Annotated in this window: 12 protein-coding genes and 2 pseudogenes; 6 read left to right on the top strand and 8 right to left on the bottom strand. The window is 72.5% G+C overall.

The annotated features are described in order from the left end of the window. The 5 genes and pseudogenes from ACFVHV_RS21215 to ACFVHV_RS21195 form a co-directional block, all read right to left on the bottom strand. Positions 1-729 (bottom strand): peptidase inhibitor family I36 protein, encoded by a 729-nt coding sequence (locus tag ACFVHV_RS21215; RefSeq protein ID WP_359897241.1) that lies wholly within the window; start codon positions 727-729, stop codon positions 1-3. A 101-nt stretch (positions 730-830) separates the two neighbouring features. Next, positions 831-4,997: a LamG domain-containing protein gene (locus tag ACFVHV_RS21210; RefSeq protein WP_380352686.1), complete on the bottom strand. Its 4,167-nt coding sequence runs from the start codon at positions 4,995-4,997 to the stop codon at positions 831-833. A gap of 666 nt (positions 4,998-5,663) precedes the next feature. After that, positions 5,664-5,888: pseudogene (locus ACFVHV_RS21205) on the bottom strand (DUF4436 family protein); the annotation flags it as partial. A gap of 15 nt (positions 5,889-5,903) precedes the next feature. After that, on the bottom strand, positions 5,904-7,526 hold the full coding sequence (locus tag ACFVHV_RS21200) for an alpha/beta fold hydrolase (RefSeq protein WP_380352710.1): 1,623 nt from the start codon (positions 7,524-7,526) through the stop codon (positions 5,904-5,906). Further along, entirely contained in the window at positions 7,526-8,890 is a 1,365-nt protein-coding gene (locus tag ACFVHV_RS21195; RefSeq protein ID WP_380352685.1) for an alpha/beta fold hydrolase, read from the bottom strand. The genes ACFVHV_RS21200 and ACFVHV_RS21195 overlap by 1 nt, the downstream gene beginning before the upstream one ends. 1,160 nt (positions 8,891-10,050) lie before the next feature. Between ACFVHV_RS21195 and ACFVHV_RS21190 the strand changes: the two genes are divergently transcribed. Further along, positions 10,051-11,313: a hypothetical protein gene (locus tag ACFVHV_RS21190; RefSeq protein ID WP_380352683.1), complete on the top strand. Its 1,263-nt coding sequence runs from the start codon at positions 10,051-10,053 to the stop codon at positions 11,311-11,313. A gap of 74 nt (positions 11,314-11,387) precedes the next feature. On the opposite strand, the gene ACFVHV_RS21185 is transcribed toward ACFVHV_RS21190, so the two are convergent. Further along, a complete protein-coding gene (locus ACFVHV_RS21185; protein ID WP_380352682.1) occupies positions 11,388-12,296 on the bottom strand; it encodes a LysR substrate-binding domain-containing protein in 909 nt (302 codons plus the stop codon). Between the two features lie 265 nt (positions 12,297-12,561). On the opposite strand from ACFVHV_RS21185, the gene ACFVHV_RS21180 reads away from it, so the two are divergent. From ACFVHV_RS21180 to aspA, 5 genes are all read left to right on the top strand, one after another. Continuing rightward, complete coding sequence (locus ACFVHV_RS21180) at positions 12,562-13,350, top strand: gamma-glutamyl-gamma-aminobutyrate hydrolase family protein (protein ID WP_380352680.1); 789 nt, start codon at positions 12,562-12,564, stop codon at positions 13,348-13,350. An 86-nt stretch (positions 13,351-13,436) separates the two neighbouring features. Continuing rightward, the gene (locus tag ACFVHV_RS21175) at positions 13,437-14,114 is read left to right on the top strand and encodes a FadR/GntR family transcriptional regulator (protein ID WP_359897292.1); all 678 of its coding nucleotides are present in this window, start codon (positions 13,437-13,439) and stop codon (positions 14,112-14,114) included. After that, complete coding sequence (locus tag ACFVHV_RS21170) at positions 14,111-15,550, top strand: amino acid permease (protein WP_359897252.1); 1,440 nt, start codon at positions 14,111-14,113, stop codon at positions 15,548-15,550. The genes ACFVHV_RS21175 and ACFVHV_RS21170 overlap by 4 nt, the downstream gene beginning before the upstream one ends. A 108-nt stretch (positions 15,551-15,658) precedes the next feature. Next, positions 15,659-16,675 carry an asparaginase gene (locus tag ACFVHV_RS21165; RefSeq protein WP_359897253.1) on the top strand — a complete coding sequence of 339 codons (1,017 nt, stop codon included), beginning with the start codon at positions 15,659-15,661 and terminating at the stop codon, positions 16,673-16,675. A 37-nt stretch (positions 16,676-16,712) separates the two neighbouring features. Beyond that, the gene (gene aspA / locus ACFVHV_RS21160; RefSeq protein ID WP_359897255.1) at positions 16,713-18,122 is read left to right on the top strand and encodes an aspartate ammonia-lyase; all 1,410 of its coding nucleotides are present in this window, start codon (positions 16,713-16,715) and stop codon (positions 18,120-18,122) included. Between the two features lie 166 nt (positions 18,123-18,288). Here aspA and ACFVHV_RS21155 read toward each other — a convergent pair. Beyond that, positions 18,289-18,863 (bottom strand): annotated as a pseudogene (locus ACFVHV_RS21155) (alpha-galactosidase). A 133-nt stretch (positions 18,864-18,996) separates the two neighbouring features. Continuing rightward, entirely contained in the window at positions 18,997-19,479 is a 483-nt protein-coding gene (locus ACFVHV_RS21150) for a hypothetical protein (protein ID WP_380352678.1), read from the bottom strand. Positions 19,480-19,524: the final 45 nt, after the last annotated feature.

Raw genomic sequence — 19,524 nt, 5'->3', positions numbered from 1 at the left:
TCAGCAGAAGTCGGTGGCGGGGCGGCCGTTGGCGGCGACGACCAGACGGTCGGAGCTGAGCGTGCCGGCGTAGGGCGCGGGGACGAAGGTGCTGTCGCCGCTGAGGACGACGAAGGCCCGGTAGGTGGAGCCGTTGGCGGTCCAGGAGCCGGTGAGCCCGTTGTCCGGGTAGAAGCAGGCGTGCTTGGCGGTGTGGTTGAAGACGGAGACCGTGCGGTCGTTCCACTCGGCGCCGTAGTCGCGGACCTCGTCCTCGGTGAGGGAGGTCATCGCGCCGCGGCCGCCCTCCTCCGCGAACAGGCAGAGCCGGCCGGTCTCGCAGCGCTCGTAGCCGGTGAAGCAGCCGGCCTTGGACTTGGCGCCCTTGACGGAGGTGACCTTGCCGTCCAGGTGGGTGCCGAGGTCGGCGAGGTCGGCCTGGCCGCCGGGCCGGACGGCCTGGACGGTGCCGCCGTAGGCGCCGTCGGCGTAGAGGCAGGCCCAGTAGGCGGACTGGTTGTCCACCGAGCGGGCCCGGTCGTTCCAGGCGGGGTCGACGCCCTGGACGGGGACCCGGGGGTCGTTGGCGAGCTCGGCGCCCTGGCCGCCGTTCTGGTCGTAGAGGCAGAAGCCGCCGACGGCGCAGTGGCTGGTCCAGCTCGCGGCGGTGGCCCGGGTGCCGGGCAGGAAGGCGATCACGAGCGCCACGAGCAGGATGCCCATGACGGCGCGCGGGAGGTGTTGCCTCACGGCGGAGTTCCCCTTTCGGTGAAGCGGTGGTCGGAACACGGTGGAACGCAGGGCGCGGGCCGGGCGGCCGTGCGGCCGCCCGGCCCGGGCTCCCGGCCCGGTCAGGGACCGGTGGTCGTCGGGATCTCGGTGTTGTAGTCCGCGAGCCTGGCGATCTGAGCCGCACTCAGGATCCCCTGGTAGGCCCAGACGTCGTCCAGCTCGCCGGAGAAGTACTCGCCCCAGGTGCCGGCACCCGTCCTGGCCCGCCCGAACTGCAGGCCCGGGCCGGCGTCGAAGGGCCGCCTGGCCGGGCCCCACGAGGTCCGCGAGACACAGGAGTCGCCGCTGGTGCAGAGCTGGTTCTCCGGCTGCCCGTTGACGTACAGCGACAGCTGTCCCGCCAGGGCGTCGTACGTCACCGCGAGGTGGGTCCAGTTCTCCAGCACGCTCGTGGCGGGGGAGTGGGCGACCACGGTGCGGCCGGTGGTGGCGCCGTCGCCGGTGTTCACCTCGGCCTGCCACTCGCCCAGGTGGGCGCCGGTGGCCGGATCGTCCTTCAGGTAGTGCCAGCGCACGGTGACCGCGTCGCCGTTGGCGCCCGCCTGGGAGAGCACCGTCATGTCCCGGGTCGGGACGCCGGCGGTGTCCGCCCACGCGGCGAGGGTGAAGCTCTGGTCGGCGTGCAGCGGGGTGGTGGCGCTCTGCGCGTAGCCCTTGACGCCGTCCAGCTGGAGTGTGCCGGGAGTGAGGAGGAGCCCGCCGCCCGGGTTGGTCCTCGCGCCGTCGCCGAACTGCGCTCCGGAGGCGGTGCTGTTGTCGTCCGGCGAGACGAGCGGAGAGCCGGCCGCGGTGTCGAGTCGCCAGCGGCCCACCAGCTGCGGTCGCTGCTTGACCAGGTCGGCGGCCTCGGTGGCGGTCACCACCCGGTCGTAGAGGCGGACGTCGTCGATGTCGCCGTCGAAGAAGTCGCCGTTCCTGCCTTCCCGGCTGATGGCGCCGATCTGCACCGGGCCGGGGTCGGGCCAGGGCGTGGTCTGGACGTAGTCCGTCTCACCGACCAGCGTCCCGTTGATGTACAGGCGCAGCTTCTGCGCGGTGGCGTCGGAGACGCCGAGCAGGTGCGTCCACTGGCCCTCGTTCGGGCCGAAGCAGGGGATGCCGTTGACCGGCCCCGTGCAGACCGGCTGGACGGCGCGCACCAGGGTGTCGGCGGCGCTGTCCTCCTTGTAGCGCCCGAAGATCCACTTCTTGCTGTAGGCCGAGTAGTAGAGCGAGAACTCGTTGTTGTGGGCCCCGATCTGGTCGAGCACCACGCGCGCGGCGGTGTCGCCGTCGGCGAGCTTGGGCAGACGCACCCAGCTGGAGACGGAGAAGCTCCTCGTCCCGTCGACCACCGGCCGCGCGGTGCGGGCGTAGCCGCTGGTGCCGTCCAGGCGGATCGCCTTGTCGGCGACGCCGGGGATGCCGAGCTGCGCCGCGCCGGAGACCGTGAGGTCGTCGGACTCCGACGCGCCGGGTGCGGTGCGGGCGTTGCCGTCGAGGTGCCAGACCGCCTTGGCCGGGAGGCCGGTGGCGAGCTGCCGGTCGGCCGCCACGTCGGTGGCCTCGCTCGCGGACAGCGCGCGGTCCCACACCTTCACCTCGTCCAGCGCGCCCGACCACGGGTCGTTGTAGCCGCCGCGGTAGCGCATCCGGCCGAGCTCCAGCGACCCCCGGGCCGACCAGGAGGCCGGGGCGGCCACCGGCGCACCGGCCGGCACGCCGTTGACGTACAGCATCACGGTCCTGGCCGCGGCGTCGTACACGCCGGTCAGGTGCGTCCACTGGTTCAGCGCCGCCGGACCGGTGGCGCCGGCCAGTTGGTAGCCGTAGCCGACGTCGTCCGTGCTGACCGTCTCGAAGGCCCAGCCGCCGTTGCGCACGCCGAGGCTGAAGCCGGGCATGTACGACCCGGACTGCGAGACCGCCGAGCGGTTGCGGTCGGCGTTGGCGAGCTTCACCCAGGCCGAGACGGTGAAGCTCCTGGCGGTGTCGAGCACCGCGCCCTGGGTGCTCGCGTAGCCGTTGGCCGTGGCGTCGAAGGCCAGGGCGTCGCCCAGGTGCCCGGGGGACTGCGGGCTCGCGCCGGAGCCCAGCGCGGCGTCGGACCCGCCGCCCGTGCCGGTCAGCCTGGTGCCGGAGGCGTCGTCCATGGACCACCCGGCGCGCTGTGGCTGGCCGGCCAGGACGTTGAAGTAGTACGTCTCGGGCTGCGAGGCGTTGCCCGAGCCGTCGATCGCGCGGGCGGTGAGGGTGTGCAGGCCGGGTTTCTCCGGCAGAAGGTTCACCGTGGCGGCCGCGCCGCCGCTGACGGCCACCTCGTTGGTCAGGGCCGTGCCGTCCACCACCCACTGGTACTTGGCCACGTCGGTGGCCTTCGACCTGACGGTGAAGCTTCCGTAGCGGCCGACGCCGTCGGTCCAGGGCAGGGCGGCGGTGGCGTCCGAGGAGCCCGGGTAGGACGAGGACGTGATGGCGGGGCCGTCGGGCGCGGTGGTGTCGACGGAGAAGTAGCAGTCGGTCGGGTCGCCGTCCGAGGACCACGGCCCCCACTCGGCGCCGTCCCAGGCCCGCACCTCCCAGCCGTACTGGCCCTTCGCGGGCGCCGGCAGCGCGGGCAGGGTGATCGAGAAGGCCGAGCCGGAGGCCTTGAAGGTGTCGGAGCCGGGCGCGGTGCCCTCCGCGCCGGTGGACCACCAGCGGCGCCGGAAACCGGTGGTGCCGTCGTCCCAGGCGGCGGCGAACTGGAGGCCGACCGCCTCGCCGTCCGGGTCACCGGCCTTCGCGGTGAGCTGGGGCCACTTGTTGAGCTTGACCCCGGTGGACACGCACATGCCGGGCGACATGGTCAGGTCGCTCATCGGGGTCTGGCGCGGAGGCACGTTGTAGCGGACCCGCAGCGCGGCGTCGTCGGTGAACTTCTTCCAGCCGTAGAGGTCGCTCTCGTCGCGGGCCCGCAGCCCGAAGGTGGTGGACGACCAGCCCCAGTTGGCCGCGTCCTGGACCAGGTCGCGGACCGGGCCCGAATCGCCGCCGAACTCCAGCTGGCCGGCCGGGCAGTCACCGCTCCAGCCCTTGGCCGTCCAGATGGTCTGCAGGTAGCGGTTCCAGAACCCGCTGCCGTTCTGGCTGTCCCAGGTGAGGCCCGAGCTGATGTAGCCGGTGTTCCAGAGCTCGACCGGCGTCTGGTGGGTGCAGTCGAAGGACCAGCTCTCGTTGGCGACGAACTCGGCGCTGAGGATGTGCTTCCCGGCGAACTGGCTGGTCGGCACCTGGAAGAACGCCCGCTTCACGTCACGCGGCTGACAGCGCGAGGTGTCGCCGCAGTACCCGACGCCCCAGTCGCCGACGTACTTGCCGTTGTAGGTGAAGTGCCAGTACGACTGCGAGTGCCAGTACTGCGAGACGCCCGCCCAGTCGCCGGCGTGCGGCGTGCTCCAGGCCGGGTCGATCATGACCGGGTAGACCGTGCCCGGGTCGTCCAGCATGGACCGGTCCGGGGTGAGGACCATCCCGTCCTGCGTCTTCGGCAGCTCCACGCCGATCCGGGCCACCTTCGCCCCTTCGCCGGGGGCGGCCAGGGACGGGGCCTCGGGCGCTTGGGCCGCGGGTTCCTGGGCGGCGGGCGCCTGCTCCGCGAGCGATCGCTCCTGCGGGCGGGAGGTCTGCGCGGGCTCGGCGGCCGGCGCCGCCTTGGTGGCGGAGTCCCACATCACCGGGGTCGGGGCCTCGAAGACCGTGCCGCCGGCGCCCTTGTCGACGGCCGTCATCGAGCCGTCCGCGGCCTGCGCGACCGTCAGGCCGTCGCCCTGGAGGCCGAGCCGGAGCCGCCCGAGCTCGGGGTTCTTCGCGGCCTGCGGGGTGTGCACCACGAGGACCTGGGTGAACCCGGTCCGGGTCGCGGTCAGCCGCAGGTCCACGTCCGGCAGGACCGAGTGGTACTCGGCCGTACTGCCCTTCAGGTCGGGCTTGGGCAGCGGCTTGGGCCAGCTGAGCTTCAGCTCCCGGCCCGCCGAGGCCATCCGCACCAGCGGACGGCCGCTGCCGCCGCCCGAGAACTCCACCTCGGCCGTCGCCGCCTTGGCCGCCACCACGCCGCCCGGCCGCTCGGTGAGGGTCGGGTCGATGTCCACCCAGGTACCGCCCCGGCGCACCCAGTGCGGCTGGACGTACGTCGTCGTCACCAGCTGTCCGTCCGGCTGCGCGACCGTGTCACTGGACTCGCTCCGCTTCTGCGCGACGTCCACCGGTTTGCCCGTCCGCCGTGCCTCGGCGACCGCGAGGCCCTCCGGCCCCTCGGCGGAAACCGCACCGGCCGCTGTCGCCCCCTGACCGGGCCCGGTGCCCACGGCACCCGCGCCGCCCGCGGCGGTCGCCGGAACGACCCCCGCCCCGAGCAACGCCCCCACGGTCAGCGCGGCGGCGAACCAGCCCTGGGCGAATCGCCTCCACCTTTTTCTTTGCACTGTTAACCAATTCGAGATCGACCGACATCGTGAAATGACGGCACCGAATCGGGCCTGCGGGGAGGTCCACGGAACGGGTGAAACCGATGGGGATGCGGCCGGAATCGGAGACATCCCGCCTGGTCGGGCATCGGGTCCGCACTCGATGTCCCGAGCGCGCCGTCGTGTGCGCCCCGTGAAGGCCGTTTCCTCGGCGCCAGGGCAGAACTGTAGGGGGCGCGGGCGGTCGGCAGGCCGGGGCGACCTGTCCGGGCGCCTGTCTCACGCCTGTCTCACGGCTCTGACCTGCTGTTGTTCAAGTCGGAAAGGTACGGAATTGGAGACACCGAAGGGGGATCGGAGGGTTCGACAGCGGGATCCTGGTGCCCGGATCGGCTCTCCCATCCGGCATACAGGTTCGTATACGATTCTTGAATCACTGCTGACGGAACCCAAGTCGAAAGGATTTCAGGGAATTGACCAGGATGCGTTTCGCGCCGTGCGCGCGCCGACCGGGATCGTACGGTGCGGTGTGGCACCGTACGGGGTGGTGCGGCGCCCGCCGGTCGCGATGATCGCCTCGGCCCGGAAGAATGCGATGCAGTCGATCAGCGAGCCGATCGGCGGCCCGCCCGGCGCGGCGTTGCGCATGCCGACCAGCGCGAACAGGGTCGCCGCCATCCCGCCCACGACGGGGACCGGAAGGCCCTACGGCGCGATCTCGAACGCGGGCGGCTCGAGACCCGCGAGGCAGCCGGTGTCCGGTGCGGTCGGGGTGTCGAAGAACGACCGTGTGATCGACTGGGCGCACGGCGAGTCGGCGAAGACCACGTGGGCGACGTAGGGGACCGTCACCTCCGTGGAGCGGCTGAGCGTGCGGGCGGCGTACGGCCCGCTGCTCGGTGCGGTCTGGGCGTCGAACCCGCCGGAGAGCACGAGGGTCGGGACGTCGCTGTCCGTCACGTCCCGGATCGAGTCCGGCGCGGCGGGAACGTCCCAGGCACGGCAGTCCGCCTGGAGGAAGGCGAGCAGCGGGGCATTGGCCACCACCGACCGGGGGAAGGACGGGAAGGCGCGGTGCCCCGCCCGCATCACGTCGGCCCGGCTCTCGAACGGCGTCCACTCGCTGCAGAAGACGCCGTAGGCGAGCCCGTGGGAGACTCTGCCGACGGCCTGCGGGCTGAGCTTGCCGCCCGCCCACTGCTCGGCGATCCGCCGGGGGTCGCCGTGGGCCAACTCGTCGATGGAGCGGGGCACTCCGGCCGCCAGATGGGTGGCGGAGACCAGCCAGTTCACCAGGACCCCGCCGTCCAGTACGACCTCGACCGGCTCCGGGTGGCCCGGGACGGTGACGGTGGTGGTGACCGGGTCGGCTTCGAGCTCACCGACGAGGCGCTCGAAGGTGCCCTTCAGGTCCGGGTAGCGGTCGGCGCAGGCGGGCTGCCGCGCGCAGGCCCCGAACAGGCCGTCGAAGCCCTCGCGTGCCGCCTTCCACGTCACGGCCCCGCCCGCCAGGGACGGCGGCAGCACGCCGTCGATGCCGACCGAGCGGATGCCCTGCGGGTGCAGGCGCAGGTAGGTGAGGGCCAGGTCGGTGCCGTACGAGATGCCGAAGACGTTCCACCGCTCGACACCCAGCGCCCTGCGCAGGTCCGCGTAGTCGGCGGCGCTCTCGGTGCTGTTGTAGGCGCCGAGCTCGGCGCCGCGGCCCTCCAGTTCGTCGTGGCAGGCCCGCGTCGCCCGGACGTGCAGGCGCCCGGTGGAGCGCGCGCCGTAGACGAGGTCGAGGGCGCTCGCGTTGAACTCGTCGATGTTCGGGCAGGTGAGCGCCGGGTCGGCCGAGTAGGTCCCGCGCTGGGACATGAAGATCACGTCCCGGTCGCGGTTCAGGTCGCCGTTGAGCGCCAGGGGGATCTCGGAGACCGCGTCGTCGCCGGGCCCGCCGGCGAGCCACACGATGGGGTCGTCGGCCTTCCGGTGGGTGGCCGGCACGATCGCGACGCCGAGGGTGATCTTCCGTCTCTCGGGGTCGTCCCGGTCCTCGGGCACGGTGAGCGTTCCGCAGCGGGCCCCCGTCAGCGCGGGGGACGGGTCGGCGGTCCTCGGGCAGGGGCCCGGCGCGTAGCGGGCGTGGCCCGCCGTCCGGGCGACGGTGCCGAGGGGCTCCCCGGCGCCGGACGCCGCCCGGGCGGGCGCCGCGGCCGGGCCGGTGGCGAGGCCGGTGAGGAGACCGGTGACGAGGCTTTGGACGAGGACGGCGGCGGTGGCCCCGGCCAGGGTGGTCAGCGGCCGTCGCGCGGTGCGCCGGTGCCGGGGTGGGCGGATGGACATCATGCGGACTCCGGGCCGGGGGTGATGGTGAACGGTTCGGGGGCGAGCCCGGCCACGCAAGCGGTGTCCGGCGGCGCGGTCGGATCCGCCAGGAAGGAGGCCAGGACGCTCTGCGCGCAAGGGGATTGGGGTACCACCCAGTGGCCGATCCCGGGGATCCGCACGGTGGTCGAGCGGGACAGCGTCCGGGCCGCGTACGCGCCCCAGGCCGCCCCGGACTTGGCGTCGAAGGTGCCGGAGAGGACGAGCGCGGGCACGTCGCTGACGGTGGCCACCCGCTGGACGTCGGTGCGGTCCGGGACGTCCCAGGCCCGGCACACGCCGTACTCGAAGGGCAGCTGCGGTGCCTGCGCCAGCACCCGGCCCGGCCAGCCGGGGAAGGCCTCGCGGCCGGCCTCCAGCACGGCGGAGCGCGCATACCCCGGCACCCACTCGCCGCACGCCACCGACTGGGTCAGGCCGTGGCCGATCTCGCCGACCGGGGTCTTCGCGCCCGCGGCCTGGGCCCGTGCGAAGCGCTCCGGATTCCCGTCGGCGAGCTCGTCGAGCGCCGCGGGGACGTCGACGGCCTTCACGGAGTTGGCGACCAGCAGGTTCACCAGGGCGCCCCCGTCGAGGACGACCTCCACCGGCTCGCCGCCCGACGGCGGCCGCGCCGCCAGCCGCAGCGGACCCGCCTCCAGGCGCCGGACCTGCTCCGTCAGCGTGTCCGGGAGGTCCGGGTAGCGGCTCCCGCAGACGGGCTGCGCCGCACACGCCGCGAGGATCGCCCCGATGCCCTCCCGGGCGCTGTCCCAGGTCCACGGCAGGCTCACGATGTCCGGGGGCACGACCGAGTCGATCGCGACCGAGCGGATCCCCTCGGGGTGTCGCCGCAAGTGGGTGAGGGCCAGTTCGGTGCCGTACGAGTACCCGTAGACGTTCCAGCGGTCGACGCCCAGCGCCTCGCGCAGATCGGCGAAGTCGTCGGCGTTCTCGGTCGTGTTGTAGGCGTCCAGATCGATGCCGTCGGCCGTCAGCCGGTCGTGGCACTGTCTCGCCGCACGTACCAGCCGCCGCCCGGTCGACGGCGCGTCGTAGCGCAGCCCGACGGACTCCGCGGTGAACCGGTCGATCTCCGGGCAGAGCAGGGCCGGCTGGGAGTGGAGCGTGCCGCGCTGGGCCATGACGATCAGCTCGCGGTCTCGGTTCACGCCGGAATCGAGGAGGAAGGGGATGCTCCCGAACGCGTCGCCCCCGGGCCCGCCTTCCATGAACACCACCGGGTCCCCGGCCGGCGTCGCCGAGACGGCCGGGATGATCGCGACGGCCAGCCGGATGGTGCGTCCGGTGCGGTCGGCGCGGTTCTCCGGGACCTCCAGCATGCCGCAGCGCCCGGGGACCGGCTCGGGGGTCCGCGGGCAGGCGCCGGGCACGAACCGTGCCGCGGTTCCCGACAGGGGAGCGCGGACGGCCGGTGACACCGCACCGGCCGGCGTCGGGCCAGCCGCCCCCAGGACGGCCAGACCGGCCGTGGCGAGCGCTGTCCCGGTGCGTGCGCCCCGGGAGCCTCGCCGTCCCCACCGGTGTCGCGCCGGTATTCGCCCGGACCGGGCGCTCCCGTGGACGGACGGCGGGTGGCCCGGGCTGTCGCCCTGTCCCATCATGTGGTCCCGTCTCTCTCACGGCCCCGGAACGGACGGCGCCGCGTGGTGCCGGCCGCCGCCGCACGGTTCGTCCGGGGACTGCGCAGCCCAGCCTCGGGCCGCCGGGAGACGGCCACCACTCGTGGGCTCCACTCGGAGCAGTGGCCGCTCCGGCCGCGGCGGGCGGCGTGGCCGCCCGGGCCGAGGCCGCGGTCACAGTGCGACTACAGCACGGTCCTCACCTCGGGCCGGATCCAGTCGCCGGGCCAGCGCCGGTGCCTGGGGCGGCGTCCAGGCGAACAACTACCGATGTGCTCCGCCGAGGCCGACCGGCCGGGCGCGTCGTGGGCGGGTGGCCCCGTCCACTGCCAGGGACGCCGGCCGTCCGCAGCAGCAGCCCACTGCCGACGGGGAAGCCCGTTCCGGGCGACGCCGGATCCTGGGGCTGCGCCTTCTCCAACGGCTGCCGAACCGGGCGTTGCTGCGCACACCCCGCCGGCGCTCGAGTACTGAGCCCGGCACAGCGGCGTGTCAGGGCCCTTCCGGTTCCGCCCGGGTGCCCGGGACCGTCTGGGCCGCCGGTTCGGACGGCTCCATGCAGGTTCCGCACGCCGGTGCAGGGTTCCGGCGTGGACTCGGACTTCCTGTCTTGCTGTCTGACAGGTTCACGCGCTGATCATGCGACGCCCGGTGACGTCGCGTCAAGGCCGGATTCATGCCCTGCCGTGCAGGTGGGGGCATCGGCGTTCTGCGATCGCCCGCCCTCGGCTCCGCTCGTGCACGGACCCTCGCGGCGTGACAAGTCCACTACTGATCGGATTTGATCGTACGACTCTCGCAGGGCAGGCTCGGTGCCGCACAGTGGCGGAACCGCCACGGTCCGGCACGGAGGGAGCCGCATGTCCGGGACCGAAGACAGCAAACCGGCCGCACACGTCGTCGTCGGGTACACCCCGCAGGACGGTTTCGTCGCCGTCCAGCTCAATCCGCCACCAGCGGAGTACGTGTGGCACGACCGGCAGGCCGAGCACCACCAGGAACGGTTCGGGCCGGGTAACGGCTACCAGCAGTGGCTCGCCGTCGATGCCGCGACCGGTGCCGTCTGGTTCGGGGACACCGACTGGCGAACGCGGGACGAGGACGCCGACCTCTGGTTCCCGGGACACCGCCGGGCCACGGTCGGCGATGGCGCTCTGCCTTCCCCGGCGGTCTTCGCCCTCCCGCTCACCCACCGCGCTGTTGACGACCAGGGCACCGACACCTGGCGCTTCTTCGGTGCCGAGGAGCTCCACGCACTGGTCCGGCGGGTACTGCCCCTGGTCCAGCGGGTGATCGGCTCGCTGCACCGTGTGGGCCCCGGCGAGGATCTGGAATGGTCCGCCGAAGCCGCCACAGCCTGGACCGATCTCGAACAGGCTTGCCGGTACACGCTCGACGAGACGGGAACGGTGGTCTGGGCCGAACCCCGCATGAGTCCGGTTCCCGCATGGCGGGTCGAGGTGGCCGACTTCCTCGCCCGGAATCCGGAGCTGTGCGACCCGGCTTGGGCGACGGCCACCGACGCCGAGTTGGACGGCTGCGCCGCTTACGAACCCGAATCCGGTTACGGCGGCGTTCCGGGACGGATGTGCGCTCCGGCGGGCGTTCGGATCGAGGAAGGTTACGCGTTCTACGGTCACCGCGCGGCTCTGTACGCCCACCGCGCGGCCGCCTGCGGCGACCGCGTCCCGGTCGAGGCCGGGCTCTGGCTGCGGACCAGCGATGCCGGACGGAGCAGCTGGGAGAGCGCGAAGGTCGTGGGAGCGAGTCTCGCCGACGCCCCTGACTGCGTGTTGGAGCACCTCGCCGAGACGTTCCGCGGCGCTGCGGCCGACGACGGCGTGGTCCTCACCGGCCTGACGGCCTACCTGTGGCAACAGCGGGCCGAGGAAAGGGCGGCGGTGGACGACATGCTCGCCGCCACGGGGGAGGAACTCAAGCGCCTGGAGGAGTTGCTCAAGGACGTCCGCCTGGTCCGGAACACGGTCCTGACCCGAGTCCTCAGCTGGACCGACGGGCGGGACGACGAGGTGATCGCCCGTCTCGCGGCGATGTCCCCCGTCGCCGTGGCCGAGTGGCGTGAGCGGCTCACCGCCGACCGGAGCATCCCCTCGGGGGCGTGAGCGGTTGCCCGGAGGGCCGGCCCACGGGCGGCCGGCATCCTTCGGCCGCGCACTCGTCGCGGCGTCGCCCCGGCTCATGAGAGGGCGGCCAGTGCCTGCGCGGCGAGCATCCGTTCCAGGGCCAGGAGGGCGCGCGGGGCGTGCCGGGTGTCGATGCGGACGGTGTAGATGAAGCGCGTCAGCTCCGGACCGGCGAGGGGACGCGCCACGACCTGGGTGATGCCCGGGGGAAGGGCCAGCCTCGGCATGACGGCGACGCAGAGGCCGGCGGAGACGAAGCCGAGCACGGTGTTGAAGTCGTCGCCGTCGTATTCCAAGCGGGCCTGGAAGCCCGGCGTCTTGGCCATCTGGGCGAGCAGTTCCAGGCGCAACGCGGCCTCCGGAGCCGCGATCCACGTCTCGGACGCGAGGTCTGCCAGGTCGATGACGTCCCGGTGGGCGAGGTGGTGGTCCGCCGGGACGACTGCCACGACCGGGTCCCGTGCGACCAGCAGTCGGCGCAGCGTCCGGGGCGGTGGCACCGGAATGAAGTCGTAGTCGTAACTGAGGGCCAGGTCCATGTCCCCCCGCTTGAGCCGGTTGTAGCCGGCGTCCGGTTCCACCTGGGAGAGGCTGACCTGCACGTCCGGATAGATCGAGTGGAGCTCCGCCAGCGCCTTCGGGACGATGCCCGCGGCGGAGGAGGCGAAGGCGCCGAGCCTGATCCGTCCGGCCGTGCCGGCACGCATGGCGTCGAGTTCCACGGCCGCCGCCGCCAGTGCGCTCCGCACGCGCTGCTCGGCGTCGAGGAGGACCCTGCCGGCCGGGGTGGCGCGCACGGGTCGGCGCTCGATCAGGATGAGGCCGGCGCGGCGTTCGAGTTCGGCGATCTGTTGCGATACGGCGGGTGCGCTGTAGCCCAGCTCGCGGGCGGCGGCGTTGAAGGAGCCGTGGCGGACCACGGCTTCGAGGGTGGCGAGCAACCGGGGGTCGAGTCTCTGCACGGAGTTAAGGCTCACTTATCTGTCGCGAAGATGTCTTTTCTTGTGCTTAAGCATGAACGGCAGCAGGATTCTTGCTCGCGGCCCGAATGCGCAAGCCTCCGCCCCCGGGTCCGCGACCCACCCCACCCGCCTCGGGCGCGTCCGTGTGCCCGAGGGGCCGTGCACCCCCTCCTCCCCAGCCCGCCCGCACCCGCCTCCGTCGAGCGGATGGGCCGGGGGGAGACGGCCGTCGACGATCGACCCCCGCCCCCTGGAAGGAAGTGGTATGCCCAAGCCACTCATCGGACTGACCACCTACCTCGCCGATGCCCAGTGGGGGGAGTGGGAGCTGCCCGCCGCACTGCTTCCCGCGGCGTACGTCAGCTGCCTCCAGGCGGCGGGCGGCCGTGCGGTCCTGCTGCCGCCGGACGCGCCGGAGGCCGCGCCCGACGTCGTCGCGCGTCTGGACGCGATCGTCCTGACCAGCGGTGAGGACGTGGATCCCGCGTTGTACGGGGCGCGGCCGCATCCGTGCACGGGACCGCCGGTGCGCGAGCGCGACCGGTGGGAGCGGGCCGTGCTGGCCGAGGCTCTCGCGCGTGACGTGCCGGTGCTCGGAGTCTGCCGCGGAATGCAGTTGATGAACGTGCACGCGGGCGGCACCCTGATCCAGCACCTCCCCGAGAGGCTGGGTCACCACGGGCACAACCTGCACGGCGGGCACTTCTCCCCCCACGCCGTCACCACGGTGCCGGGGACGCGGATCGGTGCGCTCCTTCCAGGGACCCGCAAGGTCGCCACGCACCACCACCAGGCGGTGGAGTCCCTCGGGGCCGGCCTGATCGTGGCCGCCCGCACGGCGGACGGCACCGTCGAGGCGATCGAGAGCACCCGGCACCGCTTCGCGGTCGGCGTGCAGTGGCATCCCGAGATGGCCTTCGACTCGCCGGTGGTGCATGCTCTGGTGGCCGCGGCCAGGTCGACGTCGACCCCTGCGCCGACTCGCGTCGGCGAGCGAGAGGTGCGTGTGCGGCCGAGTTCACCGGAGGTCTCGCGGACGACTCCGGGGTCTTGACACCACGGCGCTCCGAACCCCAGGATCAGCCCGTGAACCTGTCAGACAGCCAGACAGGTGGGGCGATCCCGCGGCGCGTCAGCGCGATGGAAGCGGTCTTCGGCCACCTGCGCAGCGCCATCGAGCGCGGTCAGTACGCCGTGGGGGACAAGCTCCCCTCGGAAGCAGAGCTGTGCCGGACCCTGGAGGTCAGTCGGCCCGTGCTGCGGGAGGCACTCCGTGCCCTGCAGGCCATGGGCCTGACGGTCTCGAAGACCGGAAAGGGCACCTTCGTCGTGGCGAACACGGTCGAGGAACCCACCTTCGGCGACTACGCGGCCGGCGACCTCCTGGAAGTCCGCCGGCACGTCGAGATCCCGGTCGCCGGCTACGCGGCGCTTCGCCGGACCCCGGAGGACCTGGACCACCTGGCCCACTTGCTCGACCGGATGGAGCGGGAGACCGACACCACCGCGTGGGTCGCCCTGGACACCGTGTTCCACCTGGCGGTGGCCGAGGCCTCCCGCAACCCGGTGTTCCGCCGGGTGATCGAGGAGATCCGTGACGCACTGGCGCGTCAGTCGACCTTCCTCAACGAATTCTGTGGTAGGCGCGAGCAGTCCAACTGCGAGCACCGGGCGATCGTCGAGGCCCTGATCGACGGTTCCGAGACCGACGCCGTCGAGGCGATGTCCCACCACCTCCACCGCGTGGAGGCCACCCTCACCGACATCGTGCGCCCCCAGCGGGCGGACACCCCAAGAGAAGGCAGAGCCGAGGCGTGAGCGAGCAGTTCCTCAAAGACGAGAAGCGCCCCACGACCCGTCACGTCGACGCCGGTGACGCCGGCTACAGCAAGTCCCTGAAAGCCCGGCACGTCAACATGATCGCCATCGGCGGTGCCATCGGCACCGGGTTGTTCCTCGGCGCGGGCGGCCGGCTCGCCGATGCCGGGCCCTCCCTGTTCGTCGCGTACGCGATCTGCGGAGTCTTCGCGTTCCTCGTGGTGCGGGCGCTCGGCGAGCTCGTCCTGTACCGCCCTTCCTCCGGCGCCTTCGTGTCGTACGCCCGGGAGTTCATGGGGGAGAAGGGCGCGTACACCGCCGGCTGGATGTACTTCCTCAACTGGGCGACCACCGGCATCGCCGACATCACCGCCGTCGCCACGTACACCCACTACTGGCACCTGTTCTCCGACGTTCCCCAGTGGGTGGTCGCGCTCGTAGCCCTGGCCGTCGTCCTCACCGTGAACCTCATCTCGGTGCGGATCTTCGGCGAACTCGAGTTCTGGTTCGCCATCGTCAAGGTCAGTGCCCTGGTCGTCTTCATGGGCATCGGGATCTTCCTGCTCGTCACCCGGCACCCGGTCGACGGCGTCGTACCCGGTCCGTCGCTGATCACCGACAACGGCGGGATCTTCCCCAACGGCCTGCTGCCGATGCTGTTGATCATCCAGGGCGTCGTCTTCGCCTACGCCTCCGTCGAACTGGTCGGCGTGACGGCCGGGGAGACCGAGAACCCCGAGAAGATCATGCCGAAGGCGATCAACTCGATCATGTGGCGCGTGGGCCTGTTCTACGTCGGCTCGGTCGTGCTGCTGTCGATGCTGATGCCGTGGAGTGCCTACACCTCCGGCCAGAGCCCCTTCGTGACGGTGCTCTCCCACATCGGTGTCCCGGCGGCGGGCAGCGTGATGAACCTGGTCGTCCTCACGGCGGCGATGTCCTCGCTCAACTCGGGCCTCTACTCCACCGGCCGCATCCTGCGCTCCATGGCCGTCAACGGATCGGCCCCGCGCTTCACCGCCCGGATGAGCCGCAGCCACGTGCCCTACGGCGGCATCCTGCTCACCAGCGGCATGTGCGTCCTCGGTGTCGGCCTCAACTTCGTGGTCCCCGCCGAGGCGTTCGAGATCGTGCTCAACCTCGCGGCCGTCGGCATCATCGCCACCTGGGGCATGATCATGGTCTGCCACCTGCTGTTCTGGCGGAAGAGCACGACCGGTGAACTGACCCGCCCCGGCTACCGACTGCCCGGCTCGCCCTGGACCGAACTCGTGACGCTGGCCTTCCTCGCCGCCGTCCTGGTCCTCATGTACGCCGAGGGCGGAGCCGGACGCACCACCGTGCTGTGCATACCGCTCATCGCCGCCGCACTCGTCGCCGGCTGGTACACGATCCGCGGGCGCGTCGCGCGCACCGCCGCCGGAGCAGACGACTGAACCCGGGCGGTCCGGGAGGACCGCGCGGACCCACCGCGCGTCCGCCCGGGCCCGCCGCCCGCAGGCACGTAGGCCAGCGCCCCCACACCATCACCGATCGAGGCAGTCATGCTCACCAGCCCCCTCACGGACGCGCCCGCGATCCGTGAACCCCGCCACGCGCCCGTCGCCCACGTCACCCGGAGCGGCGTGGTCGAGAGCACCCACTACGGTTCCGTCGTCGTCCTCGGCGCCGACGGCGAGGTCCGGTTCCAGCTTGGCGACGCGGAGGCCGCGTTCTATCCGCGATCGGCCCTCAAGCCCGTCCAGGCCGTCGCCATGGTCCGCGCGGGACTGCCGCTCGACGGCGAACTGCTCGCCCTGGCGATGGGCAGCCATTCCGGCGAGGGACGCCACCTCGCCGGTGCCCGGCGGATCCTGGAGCTCGCCGGCCTCACCGAGGACGACCTGCGCAACGTTCCGGACCTGCCGTTCGGCCCGGCCGTCCGCGACACCTGGATCCGGGAGGACCGTGCTCCCTCCCGGCTCGCCCAGAACTGCTCCGGCAAGCACGCCGCGATGCTCCACCTCTGCAAGCTCAACGGATGGCCGCTGCAGGACTACGACGCCCCCGAGCATCCGCTCCAGCGGATGATCGCGGAAGTCGTGGAGGACCTCACCGGCCAGCGCATCGCGCGCGCCACCGTGGACGGCTGTGGCACCCCCCTGTTCGCCGTCTCCCTGCGCGGCCTGGCCCGTGCCGCCGCGCGCATCGCCACCGGCGCGCCCGGGACCCCCGAATTCAGGGTGGCGGACGCCCTGCGCAGCCACCCGGAGATGGCCTCCGGTGCGGGGCGGGACATGGCCGAGCTGATGTACGCGGTACCCGGGCTGCTCACCAAGGACGGCTTCGAGGGCGTCCAGATCGCCGCGCTGCCGGACGGCCGCGCCATCGCCCTGAAGATCGCCGACGGGGCGAACCGGGCGCGCGTCCCGGTGGCGGCGGCAGCCCTGGCGCTGGCGGGAGTCGACCCGCGGCTGCTCACCGGGTTCGCGGGGGAGCCGGCGACCGGCGGCGGCCGGCCCGTCGGCGGCGTGCGGCCGGTGGCGGCGCTGGACCCGTCGGCCCTGCTCGCCCCCGCGTGACCCGACCCACCACTCCGAGAAGAGGACCCGCACACACATGACCGCCGCCACCCGCAGCGAACACGACCTGCTCGGGGACCGCGACGTCCCCGCCGACGTCTACTGGGGCGTCCACACCCTGCGCGCCACCGAGAACTTCCCCATCACGGGCACGCCCATCTCCGCCCACCCGCACCTGATCGACGCGCTGGCCGCCGTGAAGGAGGCCGCTGCCCTCGCAAACGAGGAACTCGGCCTGCTGGAACCCGCGAAGGCGGAGGCGATCGTCGCCGCCTGCCGCGAGATCCGCGCCGGCAAGCTGCACGACCAGTTCGTCGTGGACGTCGTCCAGGGCGGCGCCGGCACCTCGACCAACATGAACGCCAACGAGGTCGTCGCCAACCGGGCGCTGGAGCTGCTGGGCCACGCCAAGGGCGAGTACCGGCACCTGCACCCCAACGAGGACGTCAACCTCGGCCAGTCCACCAACGACGTCTACCCGACCGCCGTCCGGATCGCGACCGTGTTCGCCGTGCGGGGCCTGCTCGACGCGATGGCCGTCCTCCAGGACGCCTTCGCCCGCAAGTCCGCCGAGTTCCACGACGTCCTGAAGATGGGCCGCACCCAGCTGCAGGACGCCGTGCCGATGACGCTCGGCCAGGAGTTCTCCGCCTTCGCCGTCATGCTCGACGAGGACCGCAGCCGCCTCGCGGAAGCCGTCGAACTCATCCACGAGATCAACCTCGGCGCCACCGCGATCGGCACCGGGCTCAACGCCCCCGCCGGATACGCCGAATCCGCCCGGCGCCACCTCGCCGACATCACCGGGCTGCCCCTGGTCACCGCCGCCAACCTGGTCGAAGCCACCCAGGACTGCGGCGCGTTCGTCCAGATGTCCGGCGTCCTCAAGCGCGTCGCCGTCAAACTGTCCAAGACCTGCAACGACCTGCGACTGCTGTCCTCCGGGCCGCGCGCCGGCCTCGGCGAGATCAACCTGCCACCGGTGCAGGCCGGTTCGAGCATCATGCCGGGCAAGGTCAACCCGGTGATCCCCGAAGTCGTCAACCAGGTCGCCTTCGAGGTGATCGGCAACGACGTCGCGATCACCATGGCCGCCGAGGCGGGGCAGCTCCAGCTCAACGCCTTCGAGCCGATCATCCTGCACTCCCTGTCGGAGTCGATCACCCATCTGCGAGCGGCCTGCCACACCCTCGCCGAGCGTTGCGTCGTCGGCATCACCGCCAACACCGAGGTGCTGCGCGCGACCGTCGAGAACTCCATAGGGCTGGTGACCGCCCTGAACCCGCACATCGGCTACACGGCCGCCACCGACATCGCCAAGGAGGCCCTGGCCAGCGGCCGGGGCGTGGCCGAACTCGTACTGGAGAGGGGCCTGCTCCCGGCGGAGCGGCTCGCGGCCCTGCTGCGGCCCGAGGTCATCGCCGGCAGCGGAGCGGCCGTGGCCTGAGGACGGCGGCCGAGGCCGCCGGCTTCCGGGCCGCTTCGCGGTCGGTGCTGATCCTGACGGCCGGTCACTGGTGCGGAGTCGCCGCCATCCCGATCCCCCGGGGCGCCGAACTCGCCGCCGCCCGATCGCGGTCGACGGGCCGGGCCCGTTGCCCCGGAGCGGTGGATCAGTCGCCGGTGATCCTCGACCGGAGCTCGCCGCGGGCCGTCCTCCGTCGGTAGCGCACCCGCGCGGCCCCGGCACGGCCTGCCCGGGCCGTGCGCTGATCGAGAACGACATGGAGTTCCACCGCCGGCTGGCGGCGGGGTCGACCAGCGGCGCCGCCAGGCCGACGGCGGACAGCACCGCCCCCGACGCGCGGATCGAACCCTCGGCGATCCACGGGACGGCGGTGTCCTGCGAGACCACGCCGTGCCGACGGGTCCGGGTGGTCGGCGCGGACGGTCCGCCCGCCGTGCAGCGACGGCCGCAGCCGCTTGTGCAGGCCGACCCAGGCGGTCAGGCGTTCCAGCTCCTCCTCGGAGCAGGCCGTGATGTCCCACTCGGTGCCGGCGTGCCCGAACGGCGCGGTGGCCAGCCGGATGGGTACTGGGCTGGTGCGTCCGGTGGTGTGGGCGGTGGCAGCGCCGACGTGGCTGCCGGTCAGCTCGGGGGGATGAACAGCCCGGTGTAGCACTGGATGCGCTGGCGCTCGACGGGGTCGTTGGTGTCCGAAGCCCATGTCCGGTCGGTGCGTTCCAGGATGCCGTAGTCGATCCGGGCGCCGCCGGAGGAGCAGGACCCGATAGTCGCCGAGGCCGGCGCTGTCGTCGCGGTGGCCGACGCCCTTCCGGCGTGCCAGCGCCCCTCGGGGCGCCGGCACCCGAGGCCGCCGTCAGTAGATGAGGACGTCCCAGTGGCTGCCCTCGTTGCAGTACAGGTTGCCCGACGCTGCCTTCCACTGCGGGTAGCCGTCGCCCCGGAGGCCGATGTAGGTGAAGCTGTTCTGGATGTAGTTGTCGATGCAGGAACTGCGGGCGATGTCGACCTTGTAGCCGTTGTAGTGGCTGTAGGTGCCGGAGGCGTGGCCGACCTCGGTCCCGCCGGTGATGTTGATGGCGCAGCCGCTGGCCTGCTTGAGGGTGATGACGGCGCTCACCGTGCCCGAGTTGATCTGGTCGAACGAGGTACAGGTGGAGTTGGACCTGGTGGTGCAGCCCCCACTGGAGCTCCATGTGACGCCGGCATTGCTGAGCTGACTGGCGGCCGTCGACTGCGACAGCTTGGTGCCGCTGGCGCCGGCCGTGGGCGCCGAGAGCGCGAGGCCGGCCAGGGCCAGGGCGACGACGGTGGCTGCGGTGCGTGGCTTCATCTGCATCTCCCGGTGAGGATGGTGTGCCTCCGACTCGGCTTCCCGCCCTCC

Origin of the sequence: Kitasatospora sp. NPDC127116 (assembly GCF_042677365.1) — a bacterium.
In the GTDB taxonomy this organism is placed as follows: Bacteria; Actinomycetota; Actinomycetes; order Streptomycetales; family Streptomycetaceae; genus Kitasatospora; species Kitasatospora lactacystinica.
The sequence above is the reverse complement of the archived record's forward strand: the minus strand, read 5'-3'. Positions and strand labels throughout refer to the sequence as shown.

Coding starts and splice junctions, on each gene's coding strand:
- ACFVHV_RS21200 (WP_380352710.1), bottom strand. CDS start 7,526: ATGTCCATCCGCCCACCCCGGCACCGGCGCACCGCGCGACGGCCGCTG.
- ACFVHV_RS21195 (WP_380352685.1), bottom strand. CDS start 8,890: ATGCTGGAGGTCCCGGAGAACCGCGCCGACCGCACCGGACGCACCATC.
- ACFVHV_RS21190 (WP_380352683.1), top strand. CDS start 10,051: ATGTCCGGGACCGAAGACAGCAAACCGGCCGCACACGTCGTCGTCGGG.
- ACFVHV_RS21180 (WP_380352680.1), top strand. CDS start 12,562: ATGCCCAAGCCACTCATCGGACTGACCACCTACCTCGCCGATGCCCAG.
- ACFVHV_RS21175 (WP_359897292.1), top strand. CDS start 13,437: ATGGAAGCGGTCTTCGGCCACCTGCGCAGCGCCATCGAGCGCGGTCAG.
- ACFVHV_RS21165 (WP_359897253.1), top strand. CDS start 15,659: ATGCTCACCAGCCCCCTCACGGACGCGCCCGCGATCCGTGAACCCCGC.
- aspA (WP_359897255.1), top strand. CDS start 16,713: ATGACCGCCGCCACCCGCAGCGAACACGACCTGCTCGGGGACCGCGAC.
- ACFVHV_RS21150 (WP_380352678.1), bottom strand. CDS start 19,479: ATGCAGATGAAGCCACGCACCGCAGCCACCGTCGTCGCCCTGGCCCTG.